Source organism: Variovorax sp. CF079, from assembly GCF_900101545.1.
GTDB lineage: Bacteria > Pseudomonadota > Gammaproteobacteria > Burkholderiales > Burkholderiaceae_C > Variovorax.
Genome location: NZ_FMZU01000022.1, coordinates 81,413 through 107,990, shown reverse-complemented (window position 1 = coordinate 107,990; position 26,578 = coordinate 81,413). Strand labels below are relative to the sequence as shown.

Sequence of the window (26,578 nt, the reverse complement as noted above, 5' to 3'; positions counted from 1 at the left end):
CCGCATGGATACCGCCCAGTCCACCGCCACCGCGCCGAGGCAGCTCTTCGAGTCCTCGGGCGTGAAGGCCCTGCTCGACCAGCTCGATGCCGAGCTGATCGGCCTGGCGCCGGTCAAGGGCCGCATCCGCGACGTCGCCGCGCTGCTGCTGATCGACAGGCTGCGCCAGGCGCAAGGACTGCAATCGCAGCCGCCCTCGCTGCACATGTCCTTCACCGGCAATCCCGGCACCGGCAAGACCACGGTGGCGATGCGCATGGCCGAGGTGCTCAAGCAGCTGGGCTACGTTCGCAAGGGCCATCTGGTGGCGGTGACGCGCGACGACCTGGTGGGCCAGTTCATCGGCCATACGGCGCCCAAGACCCGGGAAGTGATCAAGAAGGCGATGGGCGGCGTGCTGTTCATCGACGAGGCGTACTACCTGTACCGGCCGGAGAACGAACGCGACTACGGACAGGAGTCGATCGAGATCCTGCTGCAGGTGATGGAGAACCAGCGCGATGACCTGGTGGTGATTCTTGCGGGCTACAAGGACCGCATGGAGACCTTCTTCGGCAGCAATCCGGGCATGGCCTCGCGCATCGCGCATCACATCGATTTCCCGGACTACAGCGAGGCCGAACTGATGCAGATCGCGCAGCTGATGCTCAAGCGGCTGAACTACAGCTTCGACGACGGCGCGGCATCCACCTTCGCGCGCTATGTGAGCCTGCGCCGGCGGCAGCCGCATTTCGCCAACGCGCGATCGGTGCGCAATGCGCTCGACCGCATCCGGCTGCGCCACGCCACGCGGCTGTTCGGCAGCGAAGAGACCCTGACGCGCGAACAGCTCTGCACGCTGGAAGCGCAGGACATCCTGGCGAGCCGCGTGTTCGACCCGAGCGCACGCATGAGCACGGAGCTTGCCTTATGAGCATCGAAGCCCTCGTGTTCGACGTCGACGGCACCCTGGCCGACACCGAGGAGGTGCATCGCCGCGCCTTCAACCTGGCCTTCGAAGAGCTCGGCCTGGACTGGCGCTGGGAGCGCTCCGAGTACCGGGCCCTGCTCGCGGTGACGGGCGGCAAGGAGCGGCTGAGGGCCTACATCGATGGCCTGGCCTCGAGCGCCTCCGAGAAGAAGCGCCTGCACGAGCGGGTGCCGGAGCTCCACGCCGCGAAGACGCGGCACTACACCGAGATCGCGCGGCAGGGCGGCATCGAACTGCGTCCCGGCGTGGCGCGTCTGCTCGACGAGGCGCTCGGCGCCGGCTTGCGCCTGGCGATCGCCAGCACCACGACGGCCGTCAACATCGACGCCTTGCTGCTGGCGACGCTGGGCCCGGGCGGCTTGTCGATGTTCGACGTGATCGCCTGCGGCGACCAGGTGCGCGCGAAGAAGCCTGCGCCCGACATCTACCGGCTCGCGCTCGACACCATGGGCGTGGCGCCCGAGCGGGCGATCGCCGTCGAGGACTCGCCCAACGGAGTGCGCTCGGCCGTCGCTGCCGGCCTTTGGACGCTGGTCACACCCACCTTCTGGACCGAAGGCGGCGACTTCAGCGGCGCCGGGCTGGTCCTGCCCAGTCTCGCAGACGCATGGCTCAGCGTTGAGGAACTCACGCGCAGGGCCACTGCTGTGCCGCTGCTGAATGCGGTTCAAGCGCTCTACCGGGGGGAATGAGATGCAGCAGAAAGAAATCTCCGCGCGGCCCGGGTCCGCCCCGACCATGCGGATCGCGCCCAGCCTGTTGTCGGCGGACTTCGCGCGCCTGGGCGAGGAGGTGAGGGCGGTCATCGAAGCCGGCGCCGATCTGATCCATTTCGACGTGATGGACAACCACTACGTCCCCAATCTGACCGCCGGTCCGCTGGTGTGCCAGGCCATCAAGGCTTACGCCACGGTGCCCATCGATGTGCACCTGATGGTCAAGCCGGTCGACGCGCTGATCCCGATGTTCGTCGAGGCCGGCGCCTCGATCATTTCGTTCCACCCCGAGGCCAGCGAGCACGTGGACCGGACCATCCGTCTGATCAAGGCCAGCGGCTGCAAGGCCGGGCTGGTGCTCAACCCGGCGACGCCGCTGCAGGTGCTCGACCATGTGCTGGACCAACTCGACCTGGTGTTGCTGATGTCGGTCAATCCCGGCTTCGGCGGGCAGAGCTTCATCGAGAGCGTGCTACCGAAGATCGAGGCAGCGCGCCGCCGCATCGATGCGAGCGGGCGCGACATCTGGCTCGAGGTCGATGGCGGCGTGAAAGCCGACAACGCGCAGCGCATCGGCGCCGCGGGCGCCGACACGCTCGTGGCCGGCTCGGCGGTGTTTGCCGGCGGCCGCTATCGCGAGGCCATCGACGCCATCCGCACTCGGGCGCTGGCGGGGTGCGCGGCATGAAGGATCTGCGCGCCATCGACGCCATCGCCTTCGACCTCGACGGCACGCTGGTCGACAGCGCGCCGGACATCCGGCATGCCTTGAATGCCGCGCTCGAAGAGGCGGACCTGGAGGGCTTCGAGCTGGACACCGTGCGCGCATGGATCGGCGACGGGCCCGACGCGCTGATCGCGCACGCCTTGTGCTGGCACGGCATCGACGCCGACGAAGCGCTGCAGGCCCGGCTGCGCAAGGCCTTCGATGCGCACACGCTGGCGGCGCCTCTGCGATCGGGCAGCGTCTTCCACGGCATCGCCGAGCTGGTCGCCGGCCTGGCCCGGACGCTGCCGATGGTGGTGGTCACCAACAAGCCGACGCGGTTGGCACGCGCCGTGCTGGATGCGGCCGGACTGCTGCCTTTTCTGACCGGGGTCTACGGCGCCGATGCGCAAGCCCAGCGCAAGCCTGCGCCCTACCTGCTGCTGGCCGCGGCGCATCGGCTGGGGGTGGCGCCTGCGCGCCTGCTGATGGTCGGCGACGGGCCGCCCGACCTGCTCGCCGCGAAGGCCGCCGGATGTCCGGCCGCCCTGGTCGCATGGGGCTACGGCGGGCGCGCGGTCGGGACCGCATCGGTGCCGGCGTGGCGCCTGGCGACGCCGCAGCAACTGCTGCTGAACGCACTCGCGTCGCGCGCCATGCGCAGCGAAGAAGAAACGACGAATGACTAGAACCAGGAGATCGACATGCCAATCGCAGGCAAGGCCACGCTGACCCAGTACATCATCGAGGAACGCCGCCGCCATCCAGGCGCCACGGGGGCGCTCAATGCCGTCATCACGGACGTTTCGCTCGCCTGCAAGGCGATATCGCGAAAGGTGGCGCTGGGCGCGCTCGCGGACATGCTCGGCAGCGCCAGCAGCCACAACGTGCAGGGCGAGGAACAGAAGACGCTCGACGTGCTGAGCAACGACATGTTCCTGCGCGCCAACGAGTGGGGCGGCCACGTGGCGGGCATGGTGTCCGAGGAGATGGAGGCGCCCTACGTGCCGCCGCAGCAGGATCCGCGCGGCAAGTACCTGCTGCTGTTCGACCCGCTGGACGGCTCATCCAACATCGACGTCAACGTGGCGGTGGGCAGCATCTTCTCGATCCTGCGCGCGCCGACGCCCGAGCGCGACGCCAGGCCGGAGGACTTTCTGCAGCCCGGCACGCAGCAGGTCGGCGCCGGCTATGCGATCTACGGCCCTTCGACGATGCTGGTGCTGACGCTGGGCAACGGCACGCATGCCTTCACGCTCGATCCGCAATTGGGCGAATGGGTGCTGAGCCATCCGAACCTGCGCATTCCTGCGCGGACCAGCGAGTTTGCGATCAACGCGTCGAACAGCCGTTTCTGGGAGCCGGCGGTGAAGCGCTATGTCGACGAATGCCTGGCCGGCCGGGAAGGCCCGCGCGGCATCGACTTCAACATGCGCTGGATCGCCTCTCTGGTGGCCGAGACGCACCGCATCCTGATGCGCGGCGGCGTGTTCATGTACCCGCGCGACAGCAAGGAGGCGGGCCGGGCGGGGCGCTTGCGCCTGCTCTACGAGGCCAATCCGATCTCCTTCCTGATCGAGCAGGCCGGCGGCATGGCCAGCACCGGCCGCCGGCGCCTGATGACGGTCGAGCCCGAGGCGATCCACCAGCGCATCGGCCTGGTCTTCGGCTCGTCCGAAGAGGTCGCGCGCGTGGAGGCGTACCACGCCGAGGAGCCGCAGGACACCTACCAGGCGCCGCTGTTCGGCAAGCGTGGCTTGTTCGCGACCGCGGCCTGAACCAGGCACGAATTCTTCATTCCCGAGGCCACCATGTCAGCCAAATATCCGATCGTTGCCATCACCGGCTCCTCCGGCGCCGGCACCACTTCCGTCACCCGAACCTTCGAGAACATCTTCCGCCGCGAGAGCGTCAAGGCAGCGATCGTCGAGGGCGACAGCTTTCACCGCTACGACCGCAACGCCATGAAAGCGGCAATGACCGAGGAGGAGGCCGCCGGCAACCGGAACTTCAGCCATTTCGGCGAGGATGCCAACCTGTTCGCCGAGCTCGAAGCGCTGTTTCGCGACTACGGCGAAGCGGGCGTCGGCCGCAGCCGGAAGTATCTGCATGACGAGCACGAGGCGGCGCCCTACGAGCAGGAGCCCGGTACCTTCACGCCGTGGGAAACGCTGCCGGCGAGCGAACTGCTGTTCTACGAAGGCCTGCATGGCGGCGTGACGACGGCCAAGGTCGACATCGCGCGCCATGTCGACCTGCTGATCGGCGTGGTGCCGGTGATCAACCTCGAGTGGATCCAGAAACTGCACCGCGACAAGAGCACCCGCGGCTACTCCACCGAGGCCGTGACCGACGTGATCCTGCGCCGCATGCACGAGTACGTGCACTACATCTGCCCGCAGTTCACGCGCACCCACATCAATTTCCAGCGGGTGCCGGTGGTCGACACCTCCGATCCGTTCATCGCGCGCACCATCCCGAGCCCGGACGAAAGCCTGGTGGTGATCCGCTTCGCCAACCCGACGGGCTTCGACTTTCCCTATCTGCTGAGCATGCTGCACGACTCCTTCATGTCGCGCGCCAACACGCTGGTGGTGCCGGGCGGAAAGATGGAACTGGCCATGCAGCTGATCTTCACGCCGATGATCCTGCGCCTCATGGAGCGCCGCAAGAAAGCGTATGCCATCTAGGAACTTCGTCATGACAACTGAAATCCTTGCCTTGCGCACGCAGTGCGCCAACGCCATCCGGGCGCTGGCCATGGACGCGGTGCAGGCCGCCAACTCGGGCCATCCAGGCATGCCGATGGGCATGGCCGACATCGCCGAGGCCTTGTGGCGGCATCGCCTGCGGCACGACCCGGCCCATCCGCGGTGGATCGACCGCGATCGCTTCGTCGTCTCCAACGGGCACGGCTCGATGCTGCTGTATGCGCTCCTGCACCTGAGCGGCTACGCGCTGCCGATGGAGGAACTCCGGCGCTTTCGCCAACTGCATTCGCGCACGCCCGGGCATCCCGAGGTCGGCGTCACGCCCGGGGTCGAGACCACCACGGGGCCATTGGGGCAGGGCATCGGCAATGCGGTCGGCATGGCGCTGGCGGAGAAGTTGCTGGCCGAGGAGTTCAACCGTCCCGGCCATGCGGTGATCGACCATCGCACCTATGTGTTCCTCGGCGACGGCTGCCTGATGGAAGGCATCAGCCACGAGGCCTGTTCGCTGGCGGGCACCTGGCGCTTGAACAAGCTCGTGGCCTTCTACGACGACAACGGCATTTCCATCGACGGTGAGGTCTGCGGCTGGTTCAGCGACGACACGCCGGGCCGCTTCGAAGCCTACGGCTGGACCGTGCTGCGCGATGTCGACGGCCATGACGCGGCGGCCCTCGACGCGGCCATCGCCAAGGCCGCGGCCGCGGACCGGCCGGTGCTGGTGTGCTGCAAGACGCGCATCGGCCAGGGCTCGCCGAATCGAGCGGGTAGCGCGAAGGCGCACGGCGAGGCACTGGGGGAAGCCGAGGTCGCCCTCACGCGGCAGGCGCTGGGCTGGAGTGCGCCGCCCTTCGAGCTGCCGCCGGATGTTGCAGAGGCGTGGTCGGCGCGCGAGTCGGGCGCCGCGCTGCACGCGGCGTGGCAGGCGCGCTTCGCCGCCTATGCGCAGGAATATCCGGCGCTCGCGCGCGAGCTGCTGCGTCGCCATCGCGCCGACGCACCGCTCACTGCGCAGGTCGAGGCAGCGCTGGCCTCGGCGGCAGCGGCTGCGCAGCAGCGGCAGGCGGCCGTCGCCACCCGCAAGGCCTCGCAGCAGGTGCTCGACGAGCTCGGGCCGGCGATGCCGGAACTGATCGGCGGTTCGGCCGACCTCACCGGCTCGAACCTGACCGACTGGAAAGGGCACCGCGCGCTCAAGGGTGCGGGCACGGGCAATCACGTGCACTACGGCGTGCGCGAGTTCGGCATGGCGGCGATCATGAACGGGCTAGCGCTGCACGGCGGCTTGCGGCCCTTCGGCGGTACCTTCCTGACCTTCTCCGACTACGCGCGCAACGGCGTGCGCATGTCGGCGCTGATGAAGCTGCCGGTCATCTACGTCTTCACGCACGACTCGATCGGGCTCGGCGAGGATGGCCCGACGCACCAACCGGTCGAGCATGCCTCGAGCTTGCGCCTGATCCCGGATGTGGATGTCTGGCGTCCTGCCGACGCCACCGAAACGGCCGTGGCCTGGCGGCAGGCATTGCGCCGCATGGACGGGCCGAGCTGTCTGCTGCTGACGCGTCAGGCCTTGCCGCATGCCGGCGGCGGCGAGCGCGTCGAATCCATCGCGCGGGGCGCTTACATCCTGTGGCGTCCGGAAGCGGAGCGCGTGGCCCTGCTGGCGAGCGGCTCGGAGGTCGCGGTCGCACTGGCGGCCGCGGCCTTGCTGGACAAGGAGGGCATTGCGGCCCGCGTGGTTTCGGTGCCGTGCATGGATGTGTTCGAGCGCCAGCATGCGGACTGGCGCCACGCGGTGATTCCGCGCCACCTGCCGCGGCTGGCAGTGGAGGCCGGCAGCACCGGCCTGTGGTGGAAGTTCGTCGGCGAGCACGGCGACGTGGTCGGGCTCGACCGCTTCGGCGAGTCGGCACCGGCCGGCGAGCTTTTCAGGCTGTTCGGAATTACTGCCGAGGCGGTGGCCGAGCGTGCCCGGCGCCTGCTGGCGAGCGTCTCGCATGCCGGCGTGAGGGAGACCGCATGAGGCGCTACACCCCGCGTTGACGCTTCGTTCCCATTCCCATCCCACTTCCACAGGAGCCTGCCATGGCCATGATTTCACTGCGCCAACTGCTGGACCACGCTGCTGAGCATCAGTACGGCGTTCCGGCCTTCAATGTCAACAACCTGGAGCAGATCCAGGCCATCATGCAGGCGGCCAGGAAGACCGACAGCCCGGTCATCCTGCAAGCCTCGGCCGGCGCCCGCAAGTACGCCGGCGAGCCCTTTCTGCGCAAGATGGTCGAGGCCGCCGTGGAGATGTACCCTGAGATTCCCGTCGTGATGCACCAGGACCACGGCGCCAGTCCGTCGATGTGCATGCAGGCCATCCGCTCGGGCTTCACCAGCGTCATGATGGATGGTTCGCTGATGGAAGACGCCAAGACCCCGGCCAGCTACGACTACAACGTCGGCGTGACGCGCAGGGTGGTGGAAATGGCGCATGCGGTCGGCGTCTCGGTCGAGGGCGAACTGGGTTGCCTCGGATCGCTGGAGTCCGGCATGGCCGGCGAGGAAGACGGCAGCGGCGCCGACGGCGTGCTCTCGCACGACCAGCTGCTGACCGACCCGCAGCAGGCGGCGGACTTCGTGGCCAGGACCGGCGTCGATGCCCTCGCGATCGCCATCGGCACCTCGCACGGCGCCTACAAGTTCAGCCGCAAGCCGACCGGCGACATCCTGGCGATCGACCGCATCAAGGACATCCATGCGCGCATTCCGCAGACGCACCTGGTGATGCACGGCTCCTCGTCGGTGCCGCAGGAATGGCTGGCGGTCATTCGCGAATTCGGCGGCGAGATCAAGGAGACCTATGGCGTGCCGGTCGAGGAGATCCAGGAGGGCATCCGCCACGGCGTGCGCAAGATCAACATCGACACCGACATCCGGCTGGCCATGACCGGCGCCATGCGCCGTGCCATGGGGCGCGATCGCAGCGAGTTCGACCCGCGGAAATTCCTGAAGGACGCCACCGCCGCCGCACGCAATCTCTGCGTCGATCGCTTCCAGGCCTTCGGCAGCGCCGGTATGGCGGGCAGAATCAAGCCAGCGGCACTGGCGGAGCGCTGAAGCTCAATGCGCCGCTTGGACGCAGGGCGGGGCGACGTCGATCCCGATGAGCGCTCGTGCGAACATGTAGTTGTTGCGCGCCCGCTCGCTCATGGAATCCATGTCGACGTGACCTGCCGCATCGCAGGGGAAGGCCCAGCCCCGGCCTTCCCGAAACAGGGATCGAAAACGCAATTCGTAGCGCGGGCCTGTGGTCTGGTCGGAATGTCTCGCTTCGCTGCTCTCGCCCGCGTGCGCTTGCGCCGCCGATACACGATCGATGTATGCCATGTTTTCCAGTCTCCCTGTAGAGGTCTCAGGTGAATCCGATCACAACGTACGACACCGGCCTGGGTGACCGGCGTAGTACTTCGGTAATCACAATTCATGCCAGCCGTTCGCCGGCTCGCCGGAGCCGGTCCTGCGCCGCCGTCATGACACTGTGTGCCACGCGCTCGCCGGGTTTTCGAACAATGTGCGAATCGCAAAAAGCTGGAGGCCGTCGAAAGGCCCGGTGGCCCTGGAGCTACGAATGCTTGTTTTTGGAGGCACGGGTGCGAAGCGCTCGTCGTACAACGCCAAACCGGGTGGCAGACGACGTTTCCCACAGAGTTGCCCACATGTTCGGTGGACAACTTTCGCAGTGAAATTCGTGTCCCCTGGGATAGATGAAGAACTCACTTAGCCACAAGTCGGCTTTGCAAATTTCTCACAAAAATAGTTGGTCCCCTGCCAAGTCATCGGAAGACAGGCGGCGCGCATTCGCGTCACGCGCTGAACTCTGTCGCGGCTCGACGGCGCTGAGCGCGTGTTCAGCCTATCTGCCCACGATCGTCAGTTCACGGTCGTTTGCAGTGACGTCGAAAAGCGACAGCAGTTCCTGGCCGAGGAGGGCGTCCGTCGATTTGCGTCCGAGTGAGCCCACGACCACGGTGGCCTGCGGCACGCTGAAGGGCCCGAAGGTCATGGGCACCCGCTCGATGCGGCGCGCATCCATGACGGCCCCAGCCGTCTGCATGTGCGCAGGCGAGCCGCCGATCAGGTTCGCCCGTGCGGCGAAGTCCTCGCTGACGGCGACGCCGGCATTGACTGTGGCGGCCTTGTCGATCACGAAGCGCACCGGAAAGCCATTGACGGTACCTGGAACCCAGAAGCGGCCGTCCTGGCCGACGGGAACGGTGATCTGCCGAGAACCGTCGGCCGCGATGCTCGTCGTCTTTGTCTTGGGTTGAGTGGCAGTGTTGTCGACCAGCACGCAGCCCTCGGACCGCTGCTGGACAGGGCGCGCGCTGGGCGGCACGTTCGTGTAGGTCTTGCCGCATTTGAAGATGGGCTCCGCGGCCGTGGCCGCGACCGGGTACCCGACGACGACACCGAGGGCGATCGCCGCTTGTGCTCCGAGATAGCGCAGCGCCTGTTTGGATTTCGAATGCTTCGACATGGCCCGACCTCGTTTGCTGATCAACGGGCTCAGACGATGCTTCATCCGGTAGCGGCGCAGCGTCATCCAAATTCCATGTCAGCCAGGCGGTTCGCCGGAAGCGATCGACGGCAGGGCTCCTACGCTGAGCCTTCCTGTTAATTTAACATAATGCACATTGTATTGCCCAAGTCTGTGGGAGCAAAGTTGTAATGTCGCATTCGAGCAAAGGCAGAGGTCTTTAGCCGAGCGTCTGCGGCGCGCACCAGCGTTATAGGGCGTGGCGCCTCGTCCGCAGGCGGTTGGCTAAAGATCCCTCTTGGACTGAACCGGCGGCGCAGCGGCTGCGCTATGGGGATTGAATCGGCGGCGCGCGTCCGCGGCCTGATGATCCAAGCTGCACGGCCGGACTTCTGGCGCTTCCGTGTCGGTGTGCGGATGACCAAACTCTTGGCGTGAGCAATGAGATGCTCGCGATTCGAAGGTCTTGAGCGTCGGCGAGCGAGCGCCAGCCAGACACGCCCGGCGTGGTGCCTGAAGTGCCCCGTACGACGCTCGCAGCTGGCCTCATGCGTTCACCCGCGGTGGACCGCGCGCCGAGGTTCCCGGCAGGAAGGACTCGATGAGGATCATCTGACCATGCCCACAGTGCGGACAGTCACGTAGCGACACACCGGTCAGACGCTGGTATCGATCTTGATATCCGATTGGCGCCGCTGGTAACTCAACGACCGGTGCCGCCATCAACTCGCGACAGTGTTCGAGCCGGGCGTCGCGGTTGCGGTTGGCCAGCAGTCCATAGTGCCGAATGCGCTGGAAGCCTGTCGGCAGCACATGCAGCAGGAAGCGGTGCACGAACTCCCCTGCTTCGAGCCGCATGACCTTTCGACGCGATTCGTGGCGATAGTCCTTCCAAGCAAAGGCCACTGTGCGGCCGGTGAACTCGACCAAGCGGTTGTTCGAGATCGCCACGCGGTGGGTGTATCGGCCGAGATACTCCAGGACTTGATGGGCGCCACCGAAGGGCGGCTTTGAATAGACCACCCATTCGGTCCGGGCGATGGGCGCCAGATAGGTGGCAAGAACCGCGGGCTCCTGCAGCGGCGCAAGGCTGGTGAAGAAGCGCAACGCGCCCTCTTCGGAGGCTTGGTGCAACCTTTCCAGGAACAGACGCCGGAACAGGCGTGACAGCACCCGCACCGGAAGGAAGAACCCGGGCCGACAGGCGACCCACCGCTGGCCGTCCGGTGCTAGCCCTCCCCCAGGTACTACGCAATGCAGATGGGGGTGGTGCATCAGATTCTGGCCCCACGTGTGCAGGATGGAGATGAAGCCGATCGAAGCGCCCAGATGGCGCGGATCGGCGGCAATGGTGCGCAAGGTCTCGGCCGCAGCGTGGAACAGGATGTCGTAGACCACGGCCTTATTCTGGTAGGCGATGGCTGCGATCTCCTGGGGCACAGTGAAGACGACGTGGAAGTACTCGACCGGCAACAGCTTTGCCTGCCGGTCTTCGAGCCACTGCGCGCGCGCCAGCGACTGGCACTTGGGGCAATGCCGGTTTCGGCAGCTGTTGAACGCAATGCGTTGATGCCCGCAGGCATCGCACTGCTCGACGTGACCGCCCAGCGCAGCCGTTCGACAGGTCTCGATGGCGCGCATGACACGGCCCTCCCCGCGGCTCAGTGCAGCCGCGTGACCCTGACGGAAGGCAGGCCCGACCTGGCGGAAGATATCCGCCACCTCGAGCCCGGTGGCTCGCATCGCCGAACGTTCAGAACATGGCGGGCGGGGCGGGTCTTGGCAGCGGCGGTGCGAGTTCAGGCAGCGCATCCAGCGGGCTGATCGTGTCGCACACCGTGTTGGCTGCCACCTTCAGGTAGCGCGAGGTGGTGCTAAGGCTGCGATGGCCCAACAGTAGCTGGATGCGCTTGAGATCTGTGCCCGCTTCCAGCAGGTGCGTGGCAAACGCATGGCGCAGGGAGTGCGGGGTGACCGGCTTGCCGATCGCAGCGGCGCGATGGGCTTTCTGGCACGCAAGTTCCACGGTCGCGCGCGTGATGGGCTGGCCGGGAATCTGGCCCGGGAACAGCCAGACCTTCGGATGAGACGTCCTCCAGTACGCTCGCAGCGCGTCCAGCAACCGCGGCGAGAGCATCACATAGCGGTCCTTGCGACCCTTGCCCTGTTCGATGCGAAGCACCATGCGCTGGCTGTCGACGTCGGTCACCTTCAAATGGATGACTTCGGACACGCGCAAACCTGCGGCGTATGCCGTCGTGAGAATTGTGCGGTGCTTGAGGCTATCGACACATTCGAGGAAGTGAGCGACTTCCGCCGGGCTCAAGATGATTGGCAGCTTCCACGGCTTCTTCGGCATTGGAATGTCGTCCACCGTCCAGTCGCGCTTGAGCGTCACCATGTAGAGGAAACGCAGCGCCGAGGTGGTCACAGCCATGGTGCCCGGTGCGAGCATCCGTGTCTTGAGCAAGTGGGCCTGATAGGACCGCACGTCCTCCGGACCGAGTTGCTCGGGCGAGCATCGGAAGTGCTGCGCATAGGCACTGACCTGTTGGAGATAGGACCGCTGGGTGTTCGTGGCGAAGTTGCGGATGCTCATGTCTTCGAGCATCCGCTGGCGAAGCGGGGTCATGGTGAAGCTCCTTTGCGAGTTGGAACGGACTGGCTGCTGGTATCGCAACCGAATCGTTTCGCATCGGGGCGCTCATGGGAATGCTGGCGTGGAGGTGGACGACCTGTGAGACGCGCTACCGCGTGAGCGGTTTAGTCCAAGTAGACATGTCGCATAGTCGACCGCCCCAAGCCCGTCACCACTTGCCGTCGCTGGGCCTCTTGGCTCGGACGGCCGTGCTCAGCAGCCGGACCGCATCCGGTCGATTGGCTCGTTGGGCGAAATCGATCGCCGTCAGGCCTTGCTCGTTCTTCATCTGGGTGTCGGCGCCTTCGTCAAGCAGCAGCTGTACGGCCGCGGTCGAGCCGTACATCGCGGCCATCATCAGCGGCGTGGTGCCGTTGGGCGACTGCGCGTCGATGAAGGCGTAGTTGTCCAGCAGCTGCTTTATGACGGCCACGTGGCCGTTGGTGGCCGCGTAATGCAGCGGCGCCCAGCCCGGCTTGTTGACGTCGGCGTCGCGCGCAATCAGCTTGGCCACGAGATCCTGCTGGCCCCTGAGCGCAGCCATCATCAAAGGACTCTCGTCCTTGGCATTGCGCAGCTCGACATTGGTCTTGGGCGAATCCAGCAAGGCCTGGATCACCTTCGGCGACGGCTCGCGCAGCGCGATCAGCAAGCCGGTCTGGCCTTGCTCGTCGGGGGTATTGGGGTCGAATCCTCGGTTCAGCAGCTCATTGACGACGCTCGCGTTGTCGCTGCGCACGGCCCGGAAGAAGTCCTCGAACGAGCCGGCATGAATGACAAAAGTTGCTGTAAAAACAGATAGATATACGATCTTCTTAAAGTAGTTTTTCATGCTTTCACGGCAGCGAAAAGAGTTTCGAAGTTGTCGCTGGTGACCTGCGCGATGGTCTCCAGCGGCAACTGGCGCAGCTGCGCGATCTGTTGCGCCACGAAGGGCACGTACGAGGGATTGTTGGTCTTGCCGCGGTACGGCACGGGCGCCAGATAGGGGCTGTCGGTCTCGATCAGCATGCGGTCGAGCGGCACGAAGGCCGCGACGTCGCGCAGATCCTGCGCCTTCTTGAAGGTCAAGATGCCCGAGAAGGAGATGTAGAAGCCCAGGTCGAGCGCGGCGCGTGCGACCTCGGCGGTCTCGGTGAAGCAATGGAACACGCCGCCCGCGGCTTGGGGCCTGCCGTCCTCGCCCTCCTCCTTCAGGATCGCCAGCGTGTCGGCCGAGGCTTCGCGCGTATGGATCACCAGCGGCTTGCGCACCTGTTGTGCGGCACGGATGTGCACGCGGAAGCGGTCGCGCTGCCATTCCATGTCGGCGATGCTGCGCCCGCCCTTGCGTTCTTCCATCTGGTAATAGTCGAGGCCGGTCTCGCCGATGGCGATGACCTTGGGCAAAGCGGAACGCTGCGCCAAGTCTTCCACCGAAGGCTCTGCAATGTTCTCGTTGTCCGGATGGACGCCTACGCTGGCCCAAAAGTTGTCAAAACGCGCCGCCAGGGCCTGCACCTCGGCGAATTCTTCCAACGTGGTGCAGATGCAGAGTGCCCGGTCGACTTGCGCGGCGGCCATCGCCGCGCGAATCTGCGGCATCTGGCCGGCGAACTCGGGGAATGTCAGGTGGCAGTGGGAGTCTGTGAACATCGCGGAGCTTCAAGAAACGGCTGTGCATCCGCACTGCCTGCGGTCCGCGTCTCGTGAACGGGGACTCAAATGGTCTGGGTTGGCCGGTCGGAGGCCATGGTGCCGCCGAGCGCCTCTTCGATGCGCGCCTTGAGTTGGCGCGACTTGTCGTCGGACGGGAAGCGGATACCGACGCCCGGCGCCCGATTGCCGGCGGCGCGGGCCGGGGTGATCCAGGCCACCTTGCCGGCCACCGGATAGCGCTGCGGATCTTCGGGCAGCGTGAGCAGCACGTAGACGTCGTCGCCCAGGCGGTACTCGCGCGAGGTCGGAATGAAGATGCCGCCTTCGGCGAACAGCGGGATGTACGCCGCGTAGAGCGCGCCTTTTTCCTTGATGGCCAGCTGGATGACGCTGGGCCGGGCAGGTGCGGAGGGGGTGGTGGATGCAGGTGTGTTCATGGGCGGCGGCCTGCCGAGTTTAGGGTGCTTCGCGCCTCGCTCACAAGCGCTTCGAGCATCAGGCCCGCATTGAACGGGTGTTCTGCGGTTTTTGCAGCATTCGCGAGCGATTTCGACCAGCGGGCCAACGCGACTTTCGGCGGCACGGCCGGCAGGTCCGCGGCCTCGAAGAAACGCGGCGCAGCGCCGCTGCCGGTGGCCATGAGGTCGTGACACAGCTTCTGCAGCGCGCTGATGGCCTGGGCCGGCGCATGGTCGGCCAGCGCGGCAACGTCGCCGCGCAGCATGGCCTTGGGCAGCAATCCCCAGGCCTTGGGCGACTGGCCCGCGGCGGCGAGCCGCAGCGCATCGCTCGGCCGTCCGCCGGCCGCGCGCAGCAGGGCGGGCGCATCATTGGCGGGCACGCCCTGCTCCACCAGCCAGTTGCGCGCGTCCTCGTGTTCAGGCCAGGGCAAGGTGAAGCCGAGGCAGCGGCTGCGGATGGTGGGCAGCAGTTGCCAGGCGGCTTCGCTCGCCAGCACGAAGCGCACGTCGCCGACCGGCTCTTCCAAGGTCTTCAGCAAGGCATTGGCCGTGATCGTGTTCATGCGCTCGGCCGGATAGACCAGCACCGCCTTGCCGCGCCCGCGCGCGCTGGTGCGCTGGGCGAAGCCGACCGCATCGCGCATCGCCTCGACACGGATCTCGCGGCTGGGCTTGCGTTTCTTGTCGTCGATGTCGGCCTGGCTTTTTTCGTCGAGCGGCCAGCCGAGTTCCTGCATCGCCACCTCGGGCATCAGCACGCAGAGATCGGCATGGGTGCGCACGGAAATCGCGTGGCAGCTCGGGCAGTGGCCGCAGGCGCCCTCCCCCTTTGCCTCGTCGCGCTGCTCACAGAGCCAGGCGGCGGCCAGTGCCAAACCGAGCTCGTACTGGCCCAGGCCCGAAGGCCCTTGCAGCAGCCAGGCATGGCCGCGCTGGCGCAGCAGTTCGCCCAGCGGCCGCTGCAGCCAGGGCGACAGCGCGGGCGCGCTCATCGAGACCCCATCAGGCCGCGCGCGGCCAGGGCCGCCTCGATCTGCTGCCAGACCTGGTCGCGCGACTGGCCGGCATCGATGCGCACGAAGCGCGATGCCGCGGCTGCCCGCTGCGCATAGCCTGCGGCGACGCGACGGAAGAACTCGACCGGCTGCGACTCGAACTTGTCCGGCAGGCGCGCGCCGGCCAGCCGCTCGGCCGCCAGTTCGGGCGACAGGTCGAACCACAGGGTGATGTCGGGCTGCAGCGGCCGGCCCTGCACCCATTGTTCGAGCGCGGACAGCACCGCGGTGTCAAAGCCGTGCCCCGCCCCCTGGTAGGCGAAGGTGGCATCGGTAAAACGGTCGCACAGGACGACTTCGCCGCGCGCCAGTGCAGGCTCGATCACGCGCACGATGTGATCGCGCCGCGCCGCGAACACCAGCAGCGACTCGGTCAGCGGATCCATCGGTTGCGTGAGGATCATCGTGCGCAGCGTTTCGGCGATCGGCGTACCGCCGGGCTCGCGCGTGCGCGTGACCTGCCGGCCCCGGGCCTTGAACAACGCTTCGAGCGCATCGATGTGGCTCGATTTGCCGGCGCCATCAATGCCTTCGAGCGTCAGGAACAAACCCTTCATTGCCCGCTCCGTTGATAGCGGTTCACCGCGCGGTTGTGCTCTTCGAGCGAGCTGCTGAACTGGCTCGAGCCATCGCCCTTGGAAACGAAGTACAGCGACTTGCTTTGCGCCGGCTGGACCGCCGCCAGCAGCGCTGCCTTGCCCGGCATCGCGATCGGGGTGGGTGGCAGGCCAGGACGGGTGTAGGTGTTCCAGGGCGTATCGGTCTGCAGATCCTTCTTGCGCAGATTGCCGTCGAAGCGCGTGCCCATCCCGTAGATCACGGTCGGATCGGTCTGAAGCGGCATGCCCGCGCGCAGGCGGTTGGCGAACACCGCCGAGATCTGGGTCCGGTCCTGGGCCTTTCCTGTCTCCTTTTCGACAATGCTGGCCAGAATAAGCGCCTCATCGGCCGTCTTGAGGGGTACATCGGAGGCCCGCGCGGCCCAGGCGGCGTCGAGTTTCTTGTCCATGGCGCGCATCGCCCGCTGCAGCAGCGCGATGTCGGTGGAGCCCTTGGAATAGGTGTAGGTGTCGGGGAAGAAGCGGCCCTCCGGGTGCAGGCCCGGCTTGCCGAGCCTGGCCATCAGTTCTTCGTCCGCCAGGCCGAAGGTCTCGGGCTTCAGCTGCTCGGCCTTGGCCAGCGCGCTACGCACCTGGCGGAAGTTCCATCCCTCGACCAGCACCAGGCTGCGCGTGGCCTCTTCACCGCGCACCAGCACGTTGAGCAGCGTGCGCGGCGTGATGCCCCGCTCCAGTTCGTAGCTGCCGGCGCGGATCTGCCGGTCCTGACCCGAGAAGCGGAACCACCAATAGAGAAGTTGCGGCGACACGTCCGTGCCCGTGTCGGCCACTGCCTGCGCGACGCCGCGCGGCGTGGTGCCCGGCTCGACCGAGAGATCGACCGTGGGCGCTGGCAGCTCGAGCGGCTGCTGCAACCACCAAAGCCCTGCCGCGCCGGCGCCCAGCACGATGAAGGCGGCGAGTAGAAAAATGGTGAGGAAGAAGCGGCGCACGGGTCCGATGGAGAAGACGGAGAGGAAGAGACGCGGGGTAGCCCTGCGGACTGAACGGGACGGGGCCGACCATGATAATTCAGCGATGACCTCAGTCGTTCTGAATGGCGTAACAGCCCTCTCCCACCTCGGCGTGATTCGCGCCGCGGGCCCCGAAGCCGCCAACTTCCTCAATGGCCAGCTGACCCAGGACTTCGCACTGCTCGGCGCTTCCGAAGCGCGCTTGGCCGCGCTTTGCACGGCCAAGGGCCGCATGATCGCGAGCTTCATCGGCATCCGGCCCGAGCCCGAGCGCGTGCTGCTGGCCGTGAGCCGCGACATCCTTGCCGTCACCCTGAAGCGGCTTTCGATGTTCGTGCTGCGCGCCAAGGTCAAGCTCAGCGATGCCAGCGAGGAGTTTGCGCTCTACGGCCTGGCCGGGACTGCGCTGACCGCCAATGGCGTCGATGCCGGCGCGGTGCCGGGCCGTTGCAGTCAGATCGGCGACGCCAATGTGGTTTCGCTCTATCCGTCCGACGGCATTCCGCGTGCGTTCTGGATCGCGCCGGCCGGCAGCGCCGCGCCCGAGGGCGCTGCCCTCGACCCCGCGCTGTGGCAATGGAGCGAAGTGCGCAGCGGCATCGTCACCCTGAGCACGCCGATCGTCGAAACCTTCGTGCCGCAGATGCTCAACTACGAATCGGTCGGCGGCGTGAACTTCAAGAAGGGCTGCTACCCGGGCCAGGAGGTGGTGGCGCGCAGTCAGTTCCGCGGCACGCTGAAGCGCCGCACCTACCTCGTGCAGGCCGATGCACCGATCGCCGCGGGCCAGGAGGTCTTTGCCGCCAACGATCCGGAGCAGCCGGTCGGCACCGTGGCGCAAGCCGCGCCGGCGCCGGGCGGCGGGTCGGCCGCGCTGATCTCGATCCAGATCGCGGCGCTCGATGCGGGCGGCCTGCGCGCGGGCGCGCCCGACGGACCGGCGCTCACAGTCGAGCCCCTGCCCTACCCGCTGCTCGAAGACATCTGAGGCCGCGGCCTCGTCAGCAACAGCGCCCCCTGCCGCTGCCGTAGCGGGCCTGTTGACGTTCGCGGAAGAAGGCCTCATAGCTCATCGGCGCCTGCTCCGGATGCGTGCGTTCCATGTGGCTCAGGTAGGCGTCGTAGTCCGGCAAGCCCACCATCAGGCGCAGCGTGGCGCCGAGCGAGCGCGCGAGATAGCGCCCGGCTTCCGGCAAGGTCGCGCTCGCCGTTCTCATGCGGCGGCCGACGGCGCCAGCGGCTCGAAGGGCGTCTCGCGCGCGGTCGGCTTGTGGGCCGCGCGCGCCGCAAGACAGGCACGCACGCTGTAGAACAGTACGCTCAGCACCACGAAGATGAAGAGCGCGCACAGCCCGGCGTCGAGCCGGTCGTTGAAGACGATGCGCGCCATCGCCTCGGGCGTTTTGGCCGGCGCGATCAGCACGCCCTGCGCCAGCCCGTCGGCGTACTTCGCGGCATGGGACAGGAAGCCGACCTTGGGGTCCGGCGAGAAGATCTTCTGCCAGCCCGCCGTCAGCGTGCACACCAGCAGCCAGGCGGCCGGCAGGATCGCGACCCAGGCGTAGCGTTCGCGCTTCATGCGGAACAGCACCACCACGCCCAGCATCAGCGCCACCGCGGCCAGCATCTGGTTGGAGATACCGAACAGCGGCCACAGCGTGTTGATGCCGCCCAGCGGATCGACCACGCCTTGGTAGAGGAAGTAGCCCCAGGCGCCGACGCAGAGGAAGGTCGCGATCAGGTTGGCGACCATCGAGTCGGTGCGCTTCAACGCCGGCACGAAGCTGCCCAGCAGGTCCTGCAGCATGAAGCGGCCGGCACGCGTGCCCGCATCCACCGCGGTCAGGATGAACAGCGCCTCGAACAGGATGGCGAAGTGGTACCAGAAGGCCATCATGGCCGGCCCGCCGATGGCCTGGTGCAGGATGTGCGCCATGCCCACCGCGAGCGTCGGCGCACCGCCGGCGCGGCCGAGGATGGTGCTTTCGCCCACGTCCTTCGCGGTCTGGACCAGCATCTCGGGCGTGATCACGAAGCCCCAGCTCGAAATGGTCTGCGCCACCGCCGCCGGCGTGTTGCCGACCAGTGCGGCCGGGCTGTTCATCGCGAAGTAGACGCCCGGCTCGATGCAGGCGGCGGCCACCAGCGCCATCACCGCGACGAAGGACTCGGCCAGCATGCCGCCATAGCCGATGAAGCGTGCATGGCGCTCGTTGTCGAGCATCTTCGGCGTGGTGCCCGAGGAGATCAGCGCATGGAATCCCGACACCGCGCCGCAGGCGATGGTGATGAAGAGGAAGGGAAACAGGCTGCCCGACCACACCGGACCATTGCCTTGAGCGAACTGCGTGATGGCAGGCATCTGCAGCGTCGGCGCGACGAAGACGATGCCGATCGCCAGTGCGACGATGGTGCCGATCTTCAGGAAGGTCGAGAGGTAGTCGCGCGGCGCCAGCAGCAGCCACACCGGCAAGCTGGCGGCGATGAAGCCGTAGCCGATCAACATCCAGGTCAGCGCCTTGCCGTCGAAGGTGAAGAGCGGCGCCCAGGTCGCGCTCTGCGCCACCGCCTGGCCGCCGAAGATCGCCAGCATCAAGAGCACGAAGCCGATCACCGAGATCTCGCCGATGCGCCCCGGCCGGATGTAGCGCAGGTAGACGCCCATGAAGACCGCGACCGGAATCGTGGCCGCCACCGTGAAGGTGCCCCACGGCGATTCGGCCAGCGCCTTGACCACGATCAGCGCCAGCACCGCGAGGATGATGATCATGATCATGAAGGTGCCGAAGAGCGCGATCAGGCCCGGCACCGTGCCCATCTCCTGCTTGATCAGGTCTCCGAGCGAGCGGCCGTCGCGCCGCGTCGAGATGAAGAGCACGATGAAGTCCTGCACCGCGCCGGCGAACACCACGCCGGCCAAGATCCACAGCAGGCCCGGCAGGTAGCCCATCTGCGCGGCGAGCACCGGCCCGACCAGCGGACCGGCACCCGCGATGGCCGCGAAGTGGTGGCCGAACAGCACGTTCTTGTCGGTCGGCACGTAGTCGAGCCCGTCGTTGTGGCGATGTGCCGGCGTCTTGCGATTGCCGTCCAGACGGAGCACGCGCTCGGCGATGAAGAGGCTGTAGTAGCGGTACGCGATCAGGTAGGTGCAGATGGCTGCGATCACGACCCACAAGGCGCTGATCGCCTCGCCGCGGGCCAGTGCCACGGTTCCCAGCGCGAATGCGCCGATCACGGCCACGACGAGCCACACCAGGTGGCGGCGGATGCTGTGCATGCGGATGTCTCCTTGATTTGAACCCCGGGAGTTTGGCGAGCCTTGGCCGCGCCGGCATCCGTCACACCGCGCGGATCGCCCACGTGGCATTGCGTAATGGGAAACCCTAGTTCCAGGAACACCAAGCCTGGGGAGAGCTATTTGATGCGTGCGTGCTCCACCGCGTACTTGATCAGCTCGGCCTGCCCCTCGATGCCGAGCCGGCGCTTGATGCTCTGGCGGTGCGCCTCGATCGTGCGCACGCTCAAGCCCAGCTCGCGCGCGATCTGCTTGCTCGACTGGCCGCGGCCCAGCGCCGACAGGATCTCGCTCTCGCGCGGCGTGAGCAACGGCTTGGGCGCCTGGTTGCGGAACAGCCGCTGCGAAACAGCCGGGCTCAGGAAAGTGCCGCCGGCCGAGACCGCATCGATGGCGGCAACGATCTCGGCCGCCGGTGCATCCTTCAGCACATAGCCGCGCGCGCCGGCCTGCAGGGCCTGCTGCACGTACTCGGGGTTGTCGTACATGCTGAGCATCACCACGCGCACCGCGGGCTGCCGCTGCTGCAGCAAAGCCGCGAGCTCGATGCCGTTCATGTCCTTCATGCCGACATCGGCCAGCACGAGATCGGGCTGCAGTCGCTCGATCAGCACCAGGGCTTCGGCGGCGCTGCCGGCTTCGCCGACGATCTCGATGCCCGGCAGCGGATCGAGGCGCGCGCGCAGGCCGTCGCGCACCAGCGGATGGTCGTCGACGAGGAACAGGCGAACCGCGGATGGCTGCGTCATGCGAGCTCCAGGCTGTGCGCCGGCACATCGGCCACGATGGTCGTTCCGCCGCTGCCGGATCGCATTTCGAGCCGTCCACCGACCGAGGCCACGCGCTCGCGCATGTTACGCAGCCCGATGCCGCGCTTCGGGTCCAGTTGCATGGCTTCCACGTCGAAGCCGACGCCGTCGTCGGCCACCTCGAGCCGCACGCGATCGTCCGAGAAATCGAGCGCGATGCGCACCTGCCGCGCCTGCGCATGCTTGCGCACGTTGGTCAATGCTTCCTGCGTCACGCGGAACAGTGCGGTCTTCACTTCCTCCGTCAGCTCGCGCGGCAAGCCTTCGACGGCGACCGCCGCATGGACAGCGCCCTCCTCGCCGAACTCGGCCGCAAGCCGCTCGAGCGCGGCCGGCAGCCCCAGCGTGTCGAGCAAGGCCGGCCGCAGCCGGTGCGAGATGCGCCGCACTTCGGCGAGCGACTCGTTGAGCCGCTGCAGGGCCTTGCCGAGCGCCGGCGGCGCGTTCTGCTGCGCGCGCTCCAGCGCATCGACGGCCGATTCGATCAAGAGCTTGGCCGACACCAGCGTCTGGCTGGTGCCGTCGTGCAGCTCGCGCGCGAGATGGCCACGCTCCTCTTCCTGCGACTGCACGACCTGGCGCGCCAGGAGCCGCAGCTTGGCTTCGGCAATGCGGTGCTCGCTCAGGTTCAGCAGCAGGCCGGTGGCGCTCACCACACCCAGGCACAGCGCGGCGATGCCGGCGATCCACAGCATGGTGGTGGTCACGTTGAGGCTCACCTGCCGGTCCAGCGTCTGCATCGTCGCCTCGATGTCGTCGAGGTACAGGCCGGTGCCGACCATCCAGTTCCAGCGCGGCAGCGCCGTCACGTAGCCGAGCTTGGGCGCGGTCTGCGCGCTCGAGGGCTTGCGCCACTGGTACTCGACGTAGCCGCCGCCTGCGCGGGCCCGCGCGAGCAGGTCCTGGATCGTGAAGCGCCCCTGCGAATCGCGCAGCTCCCACAGGTTCCGGCCGACCAGGTCGGGCTGGCGCGAGTGCATGAGCGACCGGCCCTGCAGGTCGTAGACAAAGAAGTAGCCGTCGTCGCCGTAGTCGAGCGCGGCAAGCCGGCGCAGGGCCTCGGTGCGCGTCGCCTCGTCGTCCAGCCCTGCGTCGTACAGCGGCCGCACGGTGCTGACGGCCAGTTCGACATAGCTGCGCAGTTCGCTGCGCCGCTGTGCCATGTAGGTCTGCTCGATCAGGGCGCGTTCACGCTGTGCCAGGTCGCGCTCCTGGTGGCGCACTGCGAGCGCCACCAGCACCAGCGCGATCAGGAGCGGCGCGACGGCGAGCGCAACGATCTTGGTGCGGAGATTCATGGGGCGGCAAGACTACCACCCCTGTCGCTCGCGCTTTCAAGCCAGTTTCAGAAGCTCCGCGGCGAGTTCACTCGGCATGTCGACCATCACGTCGTGGCTGACCGGCATCTTCAGGACACGCCAGCCGGGCGCGCCATCGACCTTGGCCGCGAAATAGCGGAACGGACTCGGATCCCAGCCATCGGCCAGGATGTAGAGCCGGCTCGCGATCGTGTCGACGGCGCCGGTGAGCAGCAGCGGCATCTCGAAGGTCGCCAGCGCCTGCGGCCGGCACAGGCGGTCGACGCGGGCGCGGTTGGCCTGCACGACGTTGAACACTTCGGCCGGAATCGGCTGCATCAGGCCGCTGTTGCCGGACAGCGCCGTACCGCGAAAAGCGCTCAGGAACTGCGCCGCCACTTCGGGCGCGAGCGCCTTCGACAGCAGGCCGTTGAGCGAGTCGCCGTTCTCGGGCACGAAGGCATCGAGGTAGACCAGCGAACGCACCTTGTCGCTCATGCGGTCGGCCACGCCGGTGATGACCATGCCGCCGTACGAGTGGCCGACCAGGATCACGTCCTGCAGCTCTTCCCATTCGATGCAGCCGCAGACGTCGCGGATGTGCGTCTCGAGCGTGATGTTTTCCGCCGACTGGTGGAAGCGCTCGCCGACGCCGGTGTGCGTGGGTGTGAACACCGTATGCCCGGCCGCGCGCAATGCCTGCGCCGTCTCGCGCCAACACCAGCCGCCATGCCAGGCGCCATGAACCAGAACGAAATTGGCCATGCTGAACCCTCGAAGAAAAGGAAGCCGGAATATTGGTTGGTGAACGGACCATCTGCCACGGGGTATTCCCGGCAGCGTGGTCTGCGCCGCTCAGGAAGCCGAATCCTCGATGAACTGCTCCAGCAGCCGCTTGAGCTGCTGTGTCTTGCGCGGGCCCAGTGCTTCCTCGATGGCCCCATGATGAGCATCCACGCTGGCCTTGAGCCGCGCCACGGTCTCCAGGCCCAGATCGCTGATGTAGACAACGACCTTGCGGCTGTCCACACTGTCGGCGGCGCGCAGCACCAGGCCGCGGTTGACCAGCTTGTCGATGTTCTTGGTCAGCGCCGGATGGTTCAGAAGCACCGCCTGCGCCAGCTCGCCCATCGAACGCCCTTTTTCGTCCGACAGGACTTGGAGGATGCGCCAGTGCTCTTCGGTCACTTCTTCGGCGGCGATGGATTGCGCCAGGCCGATGCGCATCTGCCGGTTGGCCGAGGCCAGCAGGAATGCCAGGTAACTGGAGATGTTTTCAGTGGGCATGGTTAGTGCATCGAGTCGGAACGCAGGCGCTTATTTTAGGACCGATCTATTTCCTTGGAAAGGATCGGTGCATGCTGCGTGGCGTTTGGTCATCCGGCGCCATCTTGGTGCACCCCCTGGAGCAACTCATGGCGTCAATATCCGCAAGTCCGGGCCCGATGGGATTCGCCGCACGCCCGCGCAGGCCACCGCAGCACGATCTGCGCATCGCCCTGTGCGTCCCCTTGGGCGGAACGGTGGGCATCTGGGGGCCTTCCGCCCTGGCATCGGCGCGGCTGGCCGTCGCCGAGCTCAACCAGCGCGCCGGCATCAACGGCCAGGCCTGCCAGCTGCTGACCATCAACGCGGCGGACGATGCGCCGGACCTCGAGCGCACGCTCCTGGAGCTGGTGGAAAACGACGATGTCGATGCGCTGATCGGCATGCACACCAGCGCCGTGCGGCAACGCATCCTGGCGGCAGTCGGCGGACAGCTACCCTTCGTCTACACGCCCTTGTACGAAGGCGGGGAACACACGCCCGGGGTGTTTGCCATCGGCGAGACCACGGCGAGCCAACTGCGTCCGGCCATCGCATGGCTGGGCCGGCACCAGCGGCCAAAGCGCTGGATGTTCATCGGCAACGACTACGTGTGGCCGCATGTGTCGCATGCGATGGCCCGCGACTACGTCGCCGAGACGGGCGGCACGGTGGTGGGCGAAAGGTACCTGCCCCTGGGCACCAGCGACTACGCGGAGGTGTTGTCGCAGTTGCGCCGAAGCCGTGCGGATGCGGTGCTGCTCTCGCTGATCGGCCAGGACGCGATCGAGTTCAACCGGGCCTTCGGGCGCGAAGGGCTGGCGCGCGACATGGTGCGGCTGTCCTGCGCCATCGGCGAGAACGAACTGCTGGGAATCGGCGCCGACAACACCGACAACCTCTATGTCGCCTGCGGCTACTTCGCCACGCTCGACACCGACGACAACCTCGCATTCAAGGAGCGCTACTACGGCCATTTCGGCGAACGCGCGCCGACGCTGAACACCTTCGGCCAGTCGACCTATGAAGGGGTGCACTTCCTCGCGGAACTGCTGGGGCGCGAGGCCGCGCCCTGGACCGATTTCCGCCGTCTGGGCGATGAGCCCTTTCACTACCGCAGCGCGCGCGGCGCCGTGTACGCCGGCGGCCAGGCCTGCAAGGTGCCGATCTATCTCGCCCAGGCCGAAGGCCACCACTACAAGGTGATCGCGCGCCTTTGAATAACGTGCCACAGAGGGATTCCGATCCCTTTTTTATTTTCCAAGGCAAGCAAAATGCTTGACCAGGAAAATAAAATCTCCCACACTGACTGCCGATCGACGTCTTATTCACGGAGTCCGCCATGGCAGTCAAACGCCCCACCCTCGCCCAGCTCGACCAGGTCGCCCTGGATCTCGGCATCCATCTCTCGCCCGAGCAACTGAGCACCTACAACACCCTGTTGCAAGGCAACTTCGACGCCTACGATGTAGTCGACGAGATGCCCGATTTCCTGCCGCAGGTGAGCTATGCCCGCACGCCCGGCTACCGCCCGACGGGCGAAGAAAACAAGTACGGCGCGTGGTATGTGAAGACCACCGTCAAGGGCGCCGCCAGCGGCAAGCTGCTGGGCAGGACGGTCGTGCTCAAGGACAACGTCTGCCTGGCCGGCGTGCCGATGATGAATGGCGCGTCGACCTTCGAAGGCTATGTGCCGAATGTGGACGCCACGGTCGCGACCCGGCTGCTCGACGCCGGCGCCACCATCGTCGGCAAGGCGGTCTGCGAGTACTTCTGCTTCTCCGGCGGCTCCCACACCAGCGCCACCGGCCCGGTGCACAACCCGCATCGCACGGGCTACTCGGCGGGCGGCTCCTCGTCGGGCTCGGCCGCGCTGGTGGCCGCCGGCGAGGTCGACATGGCGATCGGCGGCGACCAGGGCGGCTCGATTCGCATGCCGGCCTCGTTCTGCGGCATCTACGGCATGAAGGCCACGCACGGCCTGGTGCCCTACACCGGTGTGATGCCGATCGAACTGACGATCGACCACACCGGGCCGATGACGGCCAGCGTGAGCGACAACGCACTGATGCTGGAAGTCCTCGCCGGCCCCGACGGGCTCGACCCGCGCCAGCATGCGGGCCAGACGGCGAAGCCCTACACCGAACTGATGAAGGAAGGCGTGAAGGGCCTGAAGATCGGCATCGTCACCGAAGGTTTCGGATGGCCGCAATCCAGCGAAGCGGTCAACGACAAGGTCCGCAAGGCCGCCCAATGGTTCACCCGCCTCGGCGCCAGCGTGTCGGAAATCTCGGTGCCGATGCACAGCGTGGGTCCGGCCATCTGGCTGCCGATCGCCGCCGAAGGCGCGACGCAGCAGATGATGAAAGACAACGGCCACGGCTTCAACTGGAAGGGCCTCTACGTCACCAGCATGGTCGACCATCACGCTGGCTGGAAGGAGCGTGCCGACGAGCTGTCCGAGACGCTCAAGATCACGATGATCCTCGGCGAATACTTCATCAAGCACTATCGCGGCCACTACTACGCCAAGGCCCAGAACCTGTCGCGCCAGCTCGCGCAGGCCTACGACGCCGCCTTGGCGGACGTCGACCTGCTGCTGATGCCGACGCTGCCCATCACCTCGACGCCGATCCCGAAGCCGGGCGCGCCGATCGAGGAAGTGATCCAGCGCGCCTTCGAGGTCCTGCCCAACACCTGCGCGTTCGACATCACCGGCCACCCCGCGATGAGCCTGCCCTGCGGCCTGGTCGACGGCCTGCCGGTCGGCATGCAGCTGGTCGCGAAGCACTACGACGAGTCCACGATCTACCGCGCCGCCTATGCCTTCGAGCAAGCCGGCGACTGGAAGTCGATCTGATCCCCCTGC

The 26,578-nt window shown here is 66.8% G+C and carries 27 protein-coding genes; 11 read left to right on the top strand and 16 right to left on the bottom strand.

Translation table 11 applies throughout. From position 1 onward, the window contains the following. Window positions 1-4: 4 nt before the first annotated feature. The 8 genes from cbbX to fba all read left to right on the top strand — a co-directional run bounded on the left by cbbX (window position 5) and on the right by fba (window position 8,214). A complete protein-coding gene (cbbX, locus tag BLS74_RS26380; RefSeq protein WP_093110124.1) occupies window positions 5-913 on the top strand; it encodes a CbbX protein in 909 nt (302 codons plus the stop codon). Beyond that, the gene (locus tag BLS74_RS26375; protein ID WP_093110123.1) at window positions 910-1,662 is read left to right on the top strand and encodes an HAD-IA family hydrolase; all 753 of its coding nucleotides are present in this window, start codon (window positions 910-912) and stop codon (window positions 1,660-1,662) included. The genes cbbX and BLS74_RS26375 overlap by 4 nt, the downstream gene beginning before the upstream one ends. A 1-nt stretch (window position 1,663) precedes the next feature. Continuing rightward, window positions 1,664-2,374, top strand: coding sequence for a ribulose-phosphate 3-epimerase (gene rpe, locus BLS74_RS26370; RefSeq protein WP_093110122.1), 711 nt, complete (start codon window positions 1,664-1,666; stop codon window positions 2,372-2,374). Next, window positions 2,371-3,081 carry an HAD family hydrolase gene (locus tag BLS74_RS26365; protein ID WP_093110158.1) on the top strand — a complete coding sequence of 237 codons (711 nt, stop codon included), beginning with the start codon at window positions 2,371-2,373 and terminating at the stop codon, window positions 3,079-3,081. Before rpe ends, BLS74_RS26365 begins: the two co-directional genes overlap by 4 nt. Window positions 3,082-3,096: 15 nt before the next feature. Beyond that, a complete protein-coding gene (locus BLS74_RS26360; RefSeq protein WP_093110121.1) occupies window positions 3,097-4,170 on the top strand; it encodes a class 1 fructose-bisphosphatase in 1,074 nt (357 codons plus the stop codon). 33 nt (window positions 4,171-4,203) lie between these two features. Next, window positions 4,204-5,082 carry a phosphoribulokinase gene (locus tag BLS74_RS26355; RefSeq protein ID WP_093110120.1) on the top strand — a complete coding sequence of 293 codons (879 nt, stop codon included), beginning with the start codon at window positions 4,204-4,206 and terminating at the stop codon, window positions 5,080-5,082. A gap of 10 nt (window positions 5,083-5,092) precedes the next feature. Beyond that, entirely contained in the window at window positions 5,093-7,129 is a 2,037-nt protein-coding gene (gene tkt / locus BLS74_RS26350; RefSeq protein WP_093110119.1) for a transketolase, read from the top strand. A gap of 62 nt (window positions 7,130-7,191) precedes the next feature. Further along, window positions 7,192-8,214, top strand: a complete 1,023-nt coding sequence (gene fba / locus BLS74_RS26345) for a class II fructose-bisphosphate aldolase (RefSeq protein ID WP_093110118.1) — start codon at window positions 7,192-7,194, stop codon at window positions 8,212-8,214. Between the two features lie 3 nt (window positions 8,215-8,217). On the opposite strand, the gene BLS74_RS26340 is transcribed toward fba, so the two are convergent. The 10 genes from BLS74_RS26340 to mltG form a co-directional block, all read right to left on the bottom strand. Continuing rightward, on the bottom strand, window positions 8,218-8,484 hold the full coding sequence (locus BLS74_RS26340) for a hypothetical protein (RefSeq protein ID WP_093110117.1): 267 nt from the start codon (window positions 8,482-8,484) through the stop codon (window positions 8,218-8,220). Between the two features lie 526 nt (window positions 8,485-9,010). Next, window positions 9,011-9,700: a retropepsin-like aspartic protease family protein gene (locus tag BLS74_RS26335; protein WP_093110116.1), complete on the bottom strand. Its 690-nt coding sequence runs from the start codon at window positions 9,698-9,700 to the stop codon at window positions 9,011-9,013. Window positions 9,701-10,180: 480 nt separating this feature from the next. Next, window positions 10,181-11,377, bottom strand: a complete 1,197-nt coding sequence (locus tag BLS74_RS26330; protein WP_093110115.1) for an IS91 family transposase — start codon at window positions 11,375-11,377, stop codon at window positions 10,181-10,183. 10 nt (window positions 11,378-11,387) lie between these two features. After that, the gene (locus BLS74_RS26325; protein WP_093110114.1) at window positions 11,388-12,266 is read right to left on the bottom strand and encodes a tyrosine-type recombinase/integrase; all 879 of its coding nucleotides are present in this window, start codon (window positions 12,264-12,266) and stop codon (window positions 11,388-11,390) included. A 175-nt stretch (window positions 12,267-12,441) separates the two neighbouring features. Next, window positions 12,442-13,104, bottom strand: a complete 663-nt coding sequence (locus BLS74_RS26320) for an ankyrin repeat domain-containing protein (RefSeq protein ID WP_093110113.1) — start codon at window positions 13,102-13,104, stop codon at window positions 12,442-12,444. Beyond that, window positions 13,101-13,907, bottom strand: coding sequence for a TatD family hydrolase (locus tag BLS74_RS26315; protein WP_093110112.1), 807 nt, complete (start codon window positions 13,905-13,907; stop codon window positions 13,101-13,103). The genes BLS74_RS26320 and BLS74_RS26315 overlap by 4 nt, the downstream gene beginning before the upstream one ends. A 65-nt stretch (window positions 13,908-13,972) precedes the next feature. After that, a complete protein-coding gene (locus BLS74_RS26310; protein ID WP_093110111.1) occupies window positions 13,973-14,347 on the bottom strand; it encodes a PilZ domain-containing protein in 375 nt (124 codons plus the stop codon). Then, window positions 14,344-15,363 (bottom strand): DNA polymerase III subunit delta', encoded by a 1,020-nt coding sequence (locus tag BLS74_RS26305; RefSeq protein ID WP_093110110.1) that lies wholly within the window; start codon window positions 15,361-15,363, stop codon window positions 14,344-14,346. Before BLS74_RS26305 ends, BLS74_RS26310 begins: the two co-directional genes overlap by 4 nt. Further along, entirely contained in the window at window positions 15,360-15,983 is a 624-nt protein-coding gene (gene tmk, locus BLS74_RS26300) for a dTMP kinase (protein ID WP_093110109.1), read from the bottom strand. Before tmk ends, BLS74_RS26305 begins: the two co-directional genes overlap by 4 nt. After that, window positions 15,980-16,978 (bottom strand): endolytic transglycosylase MltG, encoded by a 999-nt coding sequence (gene mltG / locus BLS74_RS26295; RefSeq protein ID WP_093110108.1) that lies wholly within the window; start codon window positions 16,976-16,978, stop codon window positions 15,980-15,982. Before mltG ends, tmk begins: the two co-directional genes overlap by 4 nt. An 85-nt stretch (window positions 16,979-17,063) precedes the next feature. On the opposite strand from mltG, the gene BLS74_RS26290 reads away from it, so the two are divergent. Then, window positions 17,064-17,987, top strand: coding sequence for a CAF17-like 4Fe-4S cluster assembly/insertion protein YgfZ (locus BLS74_RS26290; protein WP_093110107.1), 924 nt, complete (start codon window positions 17,064-17,066; stop codon window positions 17,985-17,987). A 13-nt stretch (window positions 17,988-18,000) separates the two neighbouring features. Here the strand turns inward: BLS74_RS26290 and BLS74_RS26285 are convergent, their stop codons facing one another. The 6 genes from BLS74_RS26285 to BLS74_RS26260 form a co-directional block, all read right to left on the bottom strand. Then, window positions 18,001-18,216, bottom strand: coding sequence for a YbdD/YjiX family protein (locus BLS74_RS26285; protein WP_093110106.1), 216 nt, complete (start codon window positions 18,214-18,216; stop codon window positions 18,001-18,003). Further along, a complete protein-coding gene (locus BLS74_RS26280; protein ID WP_093110105.1) occupies window positions 18,213-20,279 on the bottom strand; it encodes a carbon starvation CstA family protein in 2,067 nt (688 codons plus the stop codon). Before BLS74_RS26280 ends, BLS74_RS26285 begins: the two co-directional genes overlap by 4 nt. 137 nt (window positions 20,280-20,416) lie before the next feature. Continuing rightward, window positions 20,417-21,046: a response regulator transcription factor gene (locus BLS74_RS26275; protein ID WP_093110104.1), complete on the bottom strand. Its 630-nt coding sequence runs from the start codon at window positions 21,044-21,046 to the stop codon at window positions 20,417-20,419. After that, a complete protein-coding gene (locus BLS74_RS26270; RefSeq protein ID WP_093110103.1) occupies window positions 21,043-22,404 on the bottom strand; it encodes a cache domain-containing protein in 1,362 nt (453 codons plus the stop codon). Before BLS74_RS26270 ends, BLS74_RS26275 begins: the two co-directional genes overlap by 4 nt. 36 nt (window positions 22,405-22,440) lie before the next feature. Next, on the bottom strand, window positions 22,441-23,169 hold the full coding sequence (locus tag BLS74_RS26265; RefSeq protein ID WP_093110102.1) for an alpha/beta fold hydrolase: 729 nt from the start codon (window positions 23,167-23,169) through the stop codon (window positions 22,441-22,443). 90 nt (window positions 23,170-23,259) lie between these two features. Further along, window positions 23,260-23,691 (bottom strand): MarR family winged helix-turn-helix transcriptional regulator, encoded by a 432-nt coding sequence (locus BLS74_RS26260; RefSeq protein WP_093110101.1) that lies wholly within the window; start codon window positions 23,689-23,691, stop codon window positions 23,260-23,262. A gap of 128 nt (window positions 23,692-23,819) precedes the next feature. Between BLS74_RS26260 and BLS74_RS26255 the strand changes: the two genes are divergently transcribed. After that, window positions 23,820-24,929, top strand: coding sequence for a substrate-binding domain-containing protein (locus tag BLS74_RS26255; RefSeq protein ID WP_244504002.1), 1,110 nt, complete (start codon window positions 23,820-23,822; stop codon window positions 24,927-24,929). 122 nt (window positions 24,930-25,051) lie between these two features. Beyond that, window positions 25,052-26,569, top strand: a complete 1,518-nt coding sequence (locus BLS74_RS26250; protein ID WP_093110100.1) for an amidase — start codon at window positions 25,052-25,054, stop codon at window positions 26,567-26,569. The last annotated feature ends 9 nt before the right edge of the window (window positions 26,570-26,578 follow it).

Coding starts and splice junctions, on each gene's coding strand:
- cbbX (WP_093110124.1), top strand. CDS start 5: ATGGATACCGCCCAGTCCACCGCCACCGCGCCGAGGCAGCTCTTCGAG.
- BLS74_RS26375 (WP_093110123.1), top strand. CDS start 910: ATGAGCATCGAAGCCCTCGTGTTCGACGTCGACGGCACCCTGGCCGAC.
- rpe (WP_093110122.1), top strand. CDS start 1,664: ATGCAGCAGAAAGAAATCTCCGCGCGGCCCGGGTCCGCCCCGACCATG.
- BLS74_RS26365 (WP_093110158.1), top strand. CDS start 2,371: ATGAAGGATCTGCGCGCCATCGACGCCATCGCCTTCGACCTCGACGGC.
- BLS74_RS26360 (WP_093110121.1), top strand. CDS start 3,097: ATGCCAATCGCAGGCAAGGCCACGCTGACCCAGTACATCATCGAGGAA.
- BLS74_RS26355 (WP_093110120.1), top strand. CDS start 4,204: ATGTCAGCCAAATATCCGATCGTTGCCATCACCGGCTCCTCCGGCGCC.
- tkt (WP_093110119.1), top strand. CDS start 5,093: ATGACAACTGAAATCCTTGCCTTGCGCACGCAGTGCGCCAACGCCATC.
- fba (WP_093110118.1), top strand. CDS start 7,192: ATGGCCATGATTTCACTGCGCCAACTGCTGGACCACGCTGCTGAGCAT.
- BLS74_RS26340 (WP_093110117.1), bottom strand. CDS start 8,484: ATGGCATACATCGATCGTGTATCGGCGGCGCAAGCGCACGCGGGCGAG.
- BLS74_RS26335 (WP_093110116.1), bottom strand. CDS start 9,700: ATGACGCTGCGCCGCTACCGGATGAAGCATCGTCTGAGCCCGTTGATC.
- BLS74_RS26330 (WP_093110115.1), bottom strand. CDS start 11,377: ATGCGAGCCACCGGGCTCGAGGTGGCGGATATCTTCCGCCAGGTCGGG.
- BLS74_RS26325 (WP_093110114.1), bottom strand. CDS start 12,266: ATGACCCCGCTTCGCCAGCGGATGCTCGAAGACATGAGCATCCGCAAC.
- BLS74_RS26320 (WP_093110113.1), bottom strand. CDS start 13,104: ATGAAAAACTACTTTAAGAAGATCGTATATCTATCTGTTTTTACAGCA.
- BLS74_RS26315 (WP_093110112.1), bottom strand. CDS start 13,907: ATGTTCACAGACTCCCACTGCCACCTGACATTCCCCGAGTTCGCCGGC.
- BLS74_RS26310 (WP_093110111.1), bottom strand. CDS start 14,347: ATGAACACACCTGCATCCACCACCCCCTCCGCACCTGCCCGGCCCAGC.
- BLS74_RS26305 (WP_093110110.1), bottom strand. CDS start 15,363: ATGAGCGCGCCCGCGCTGTCGCCCTGGCTGCAGCGGCCGCTGGGCGAA.
- tmk (WP_093110109.1), bottom strand. CDS start 15,983: ATGAAGGGTTTGTTCCTGACGCTCGAAGGCATTGATGGCGCCGGCAAA.
- BLS74_RS26290 (WP_093110107.1), top strand. CDS start 17,064: ATGACCTCAGTCGTTCTGAATGGCGTAACAGCCCTCTCCCACCTCGGC.
- BLS74_RS26285 (WP_093110106.1), bottom strand. CDS start 18,216: ATGAGAACGGCGAGCGCGACCTTGCCGGAAGCCGGGCGCTATCTCGCG.
- BLS74_RS26280 (WP_093110105.1), bottom strand. CDS start 20,279: ATGCACAGCATCCGCCGCCACCTGGTGTGGCTCGTCGTGGCCGTGATC.
- BLS74_RS26275 (WP_093110104.1), bottom strand. CDS start 21,046: ATGACGCAGCCATCCGCGGTTCGCCTGTTCCTCGTCGACGACCATCCG.
- BLS74_RS26270 (WP_093110103.1), bottom strand. CDS start 22,404: ATGAATCTCCGCACCAAGATCGTTGCGCTCGCCGTCGCGCCGCTCCTG.
- BLS74_RS26265 (WP_093110102.1), bottom strand. CDS start 23,169: ATGGCCAATTTCGTTCTGGTTCATGGCGCCTGGCATGGCGGCTGGTGT.
- BLS74_RS26260 (WP_093110101.1), bottom strand. CDS start 23,691: ATGCCCACTGAAAACATCTCCAGTTACCTGGCATTCCTGCTGGCCTCG.
- BLS74_RS26255 (WP_244504002.1), top strand. CDS start 23,820: ATGGCGTCAATATCCGCAAGTCCGGGCCCGATGGGATTCGCCGCACGC.
- BLS74_RS26250 (WP_093110100.1), top strand. CDS start 25,052: ATGGCAGTCAAACGCCCCACCCTCGCCCAGCTCGACCAGGTCGCCCTG.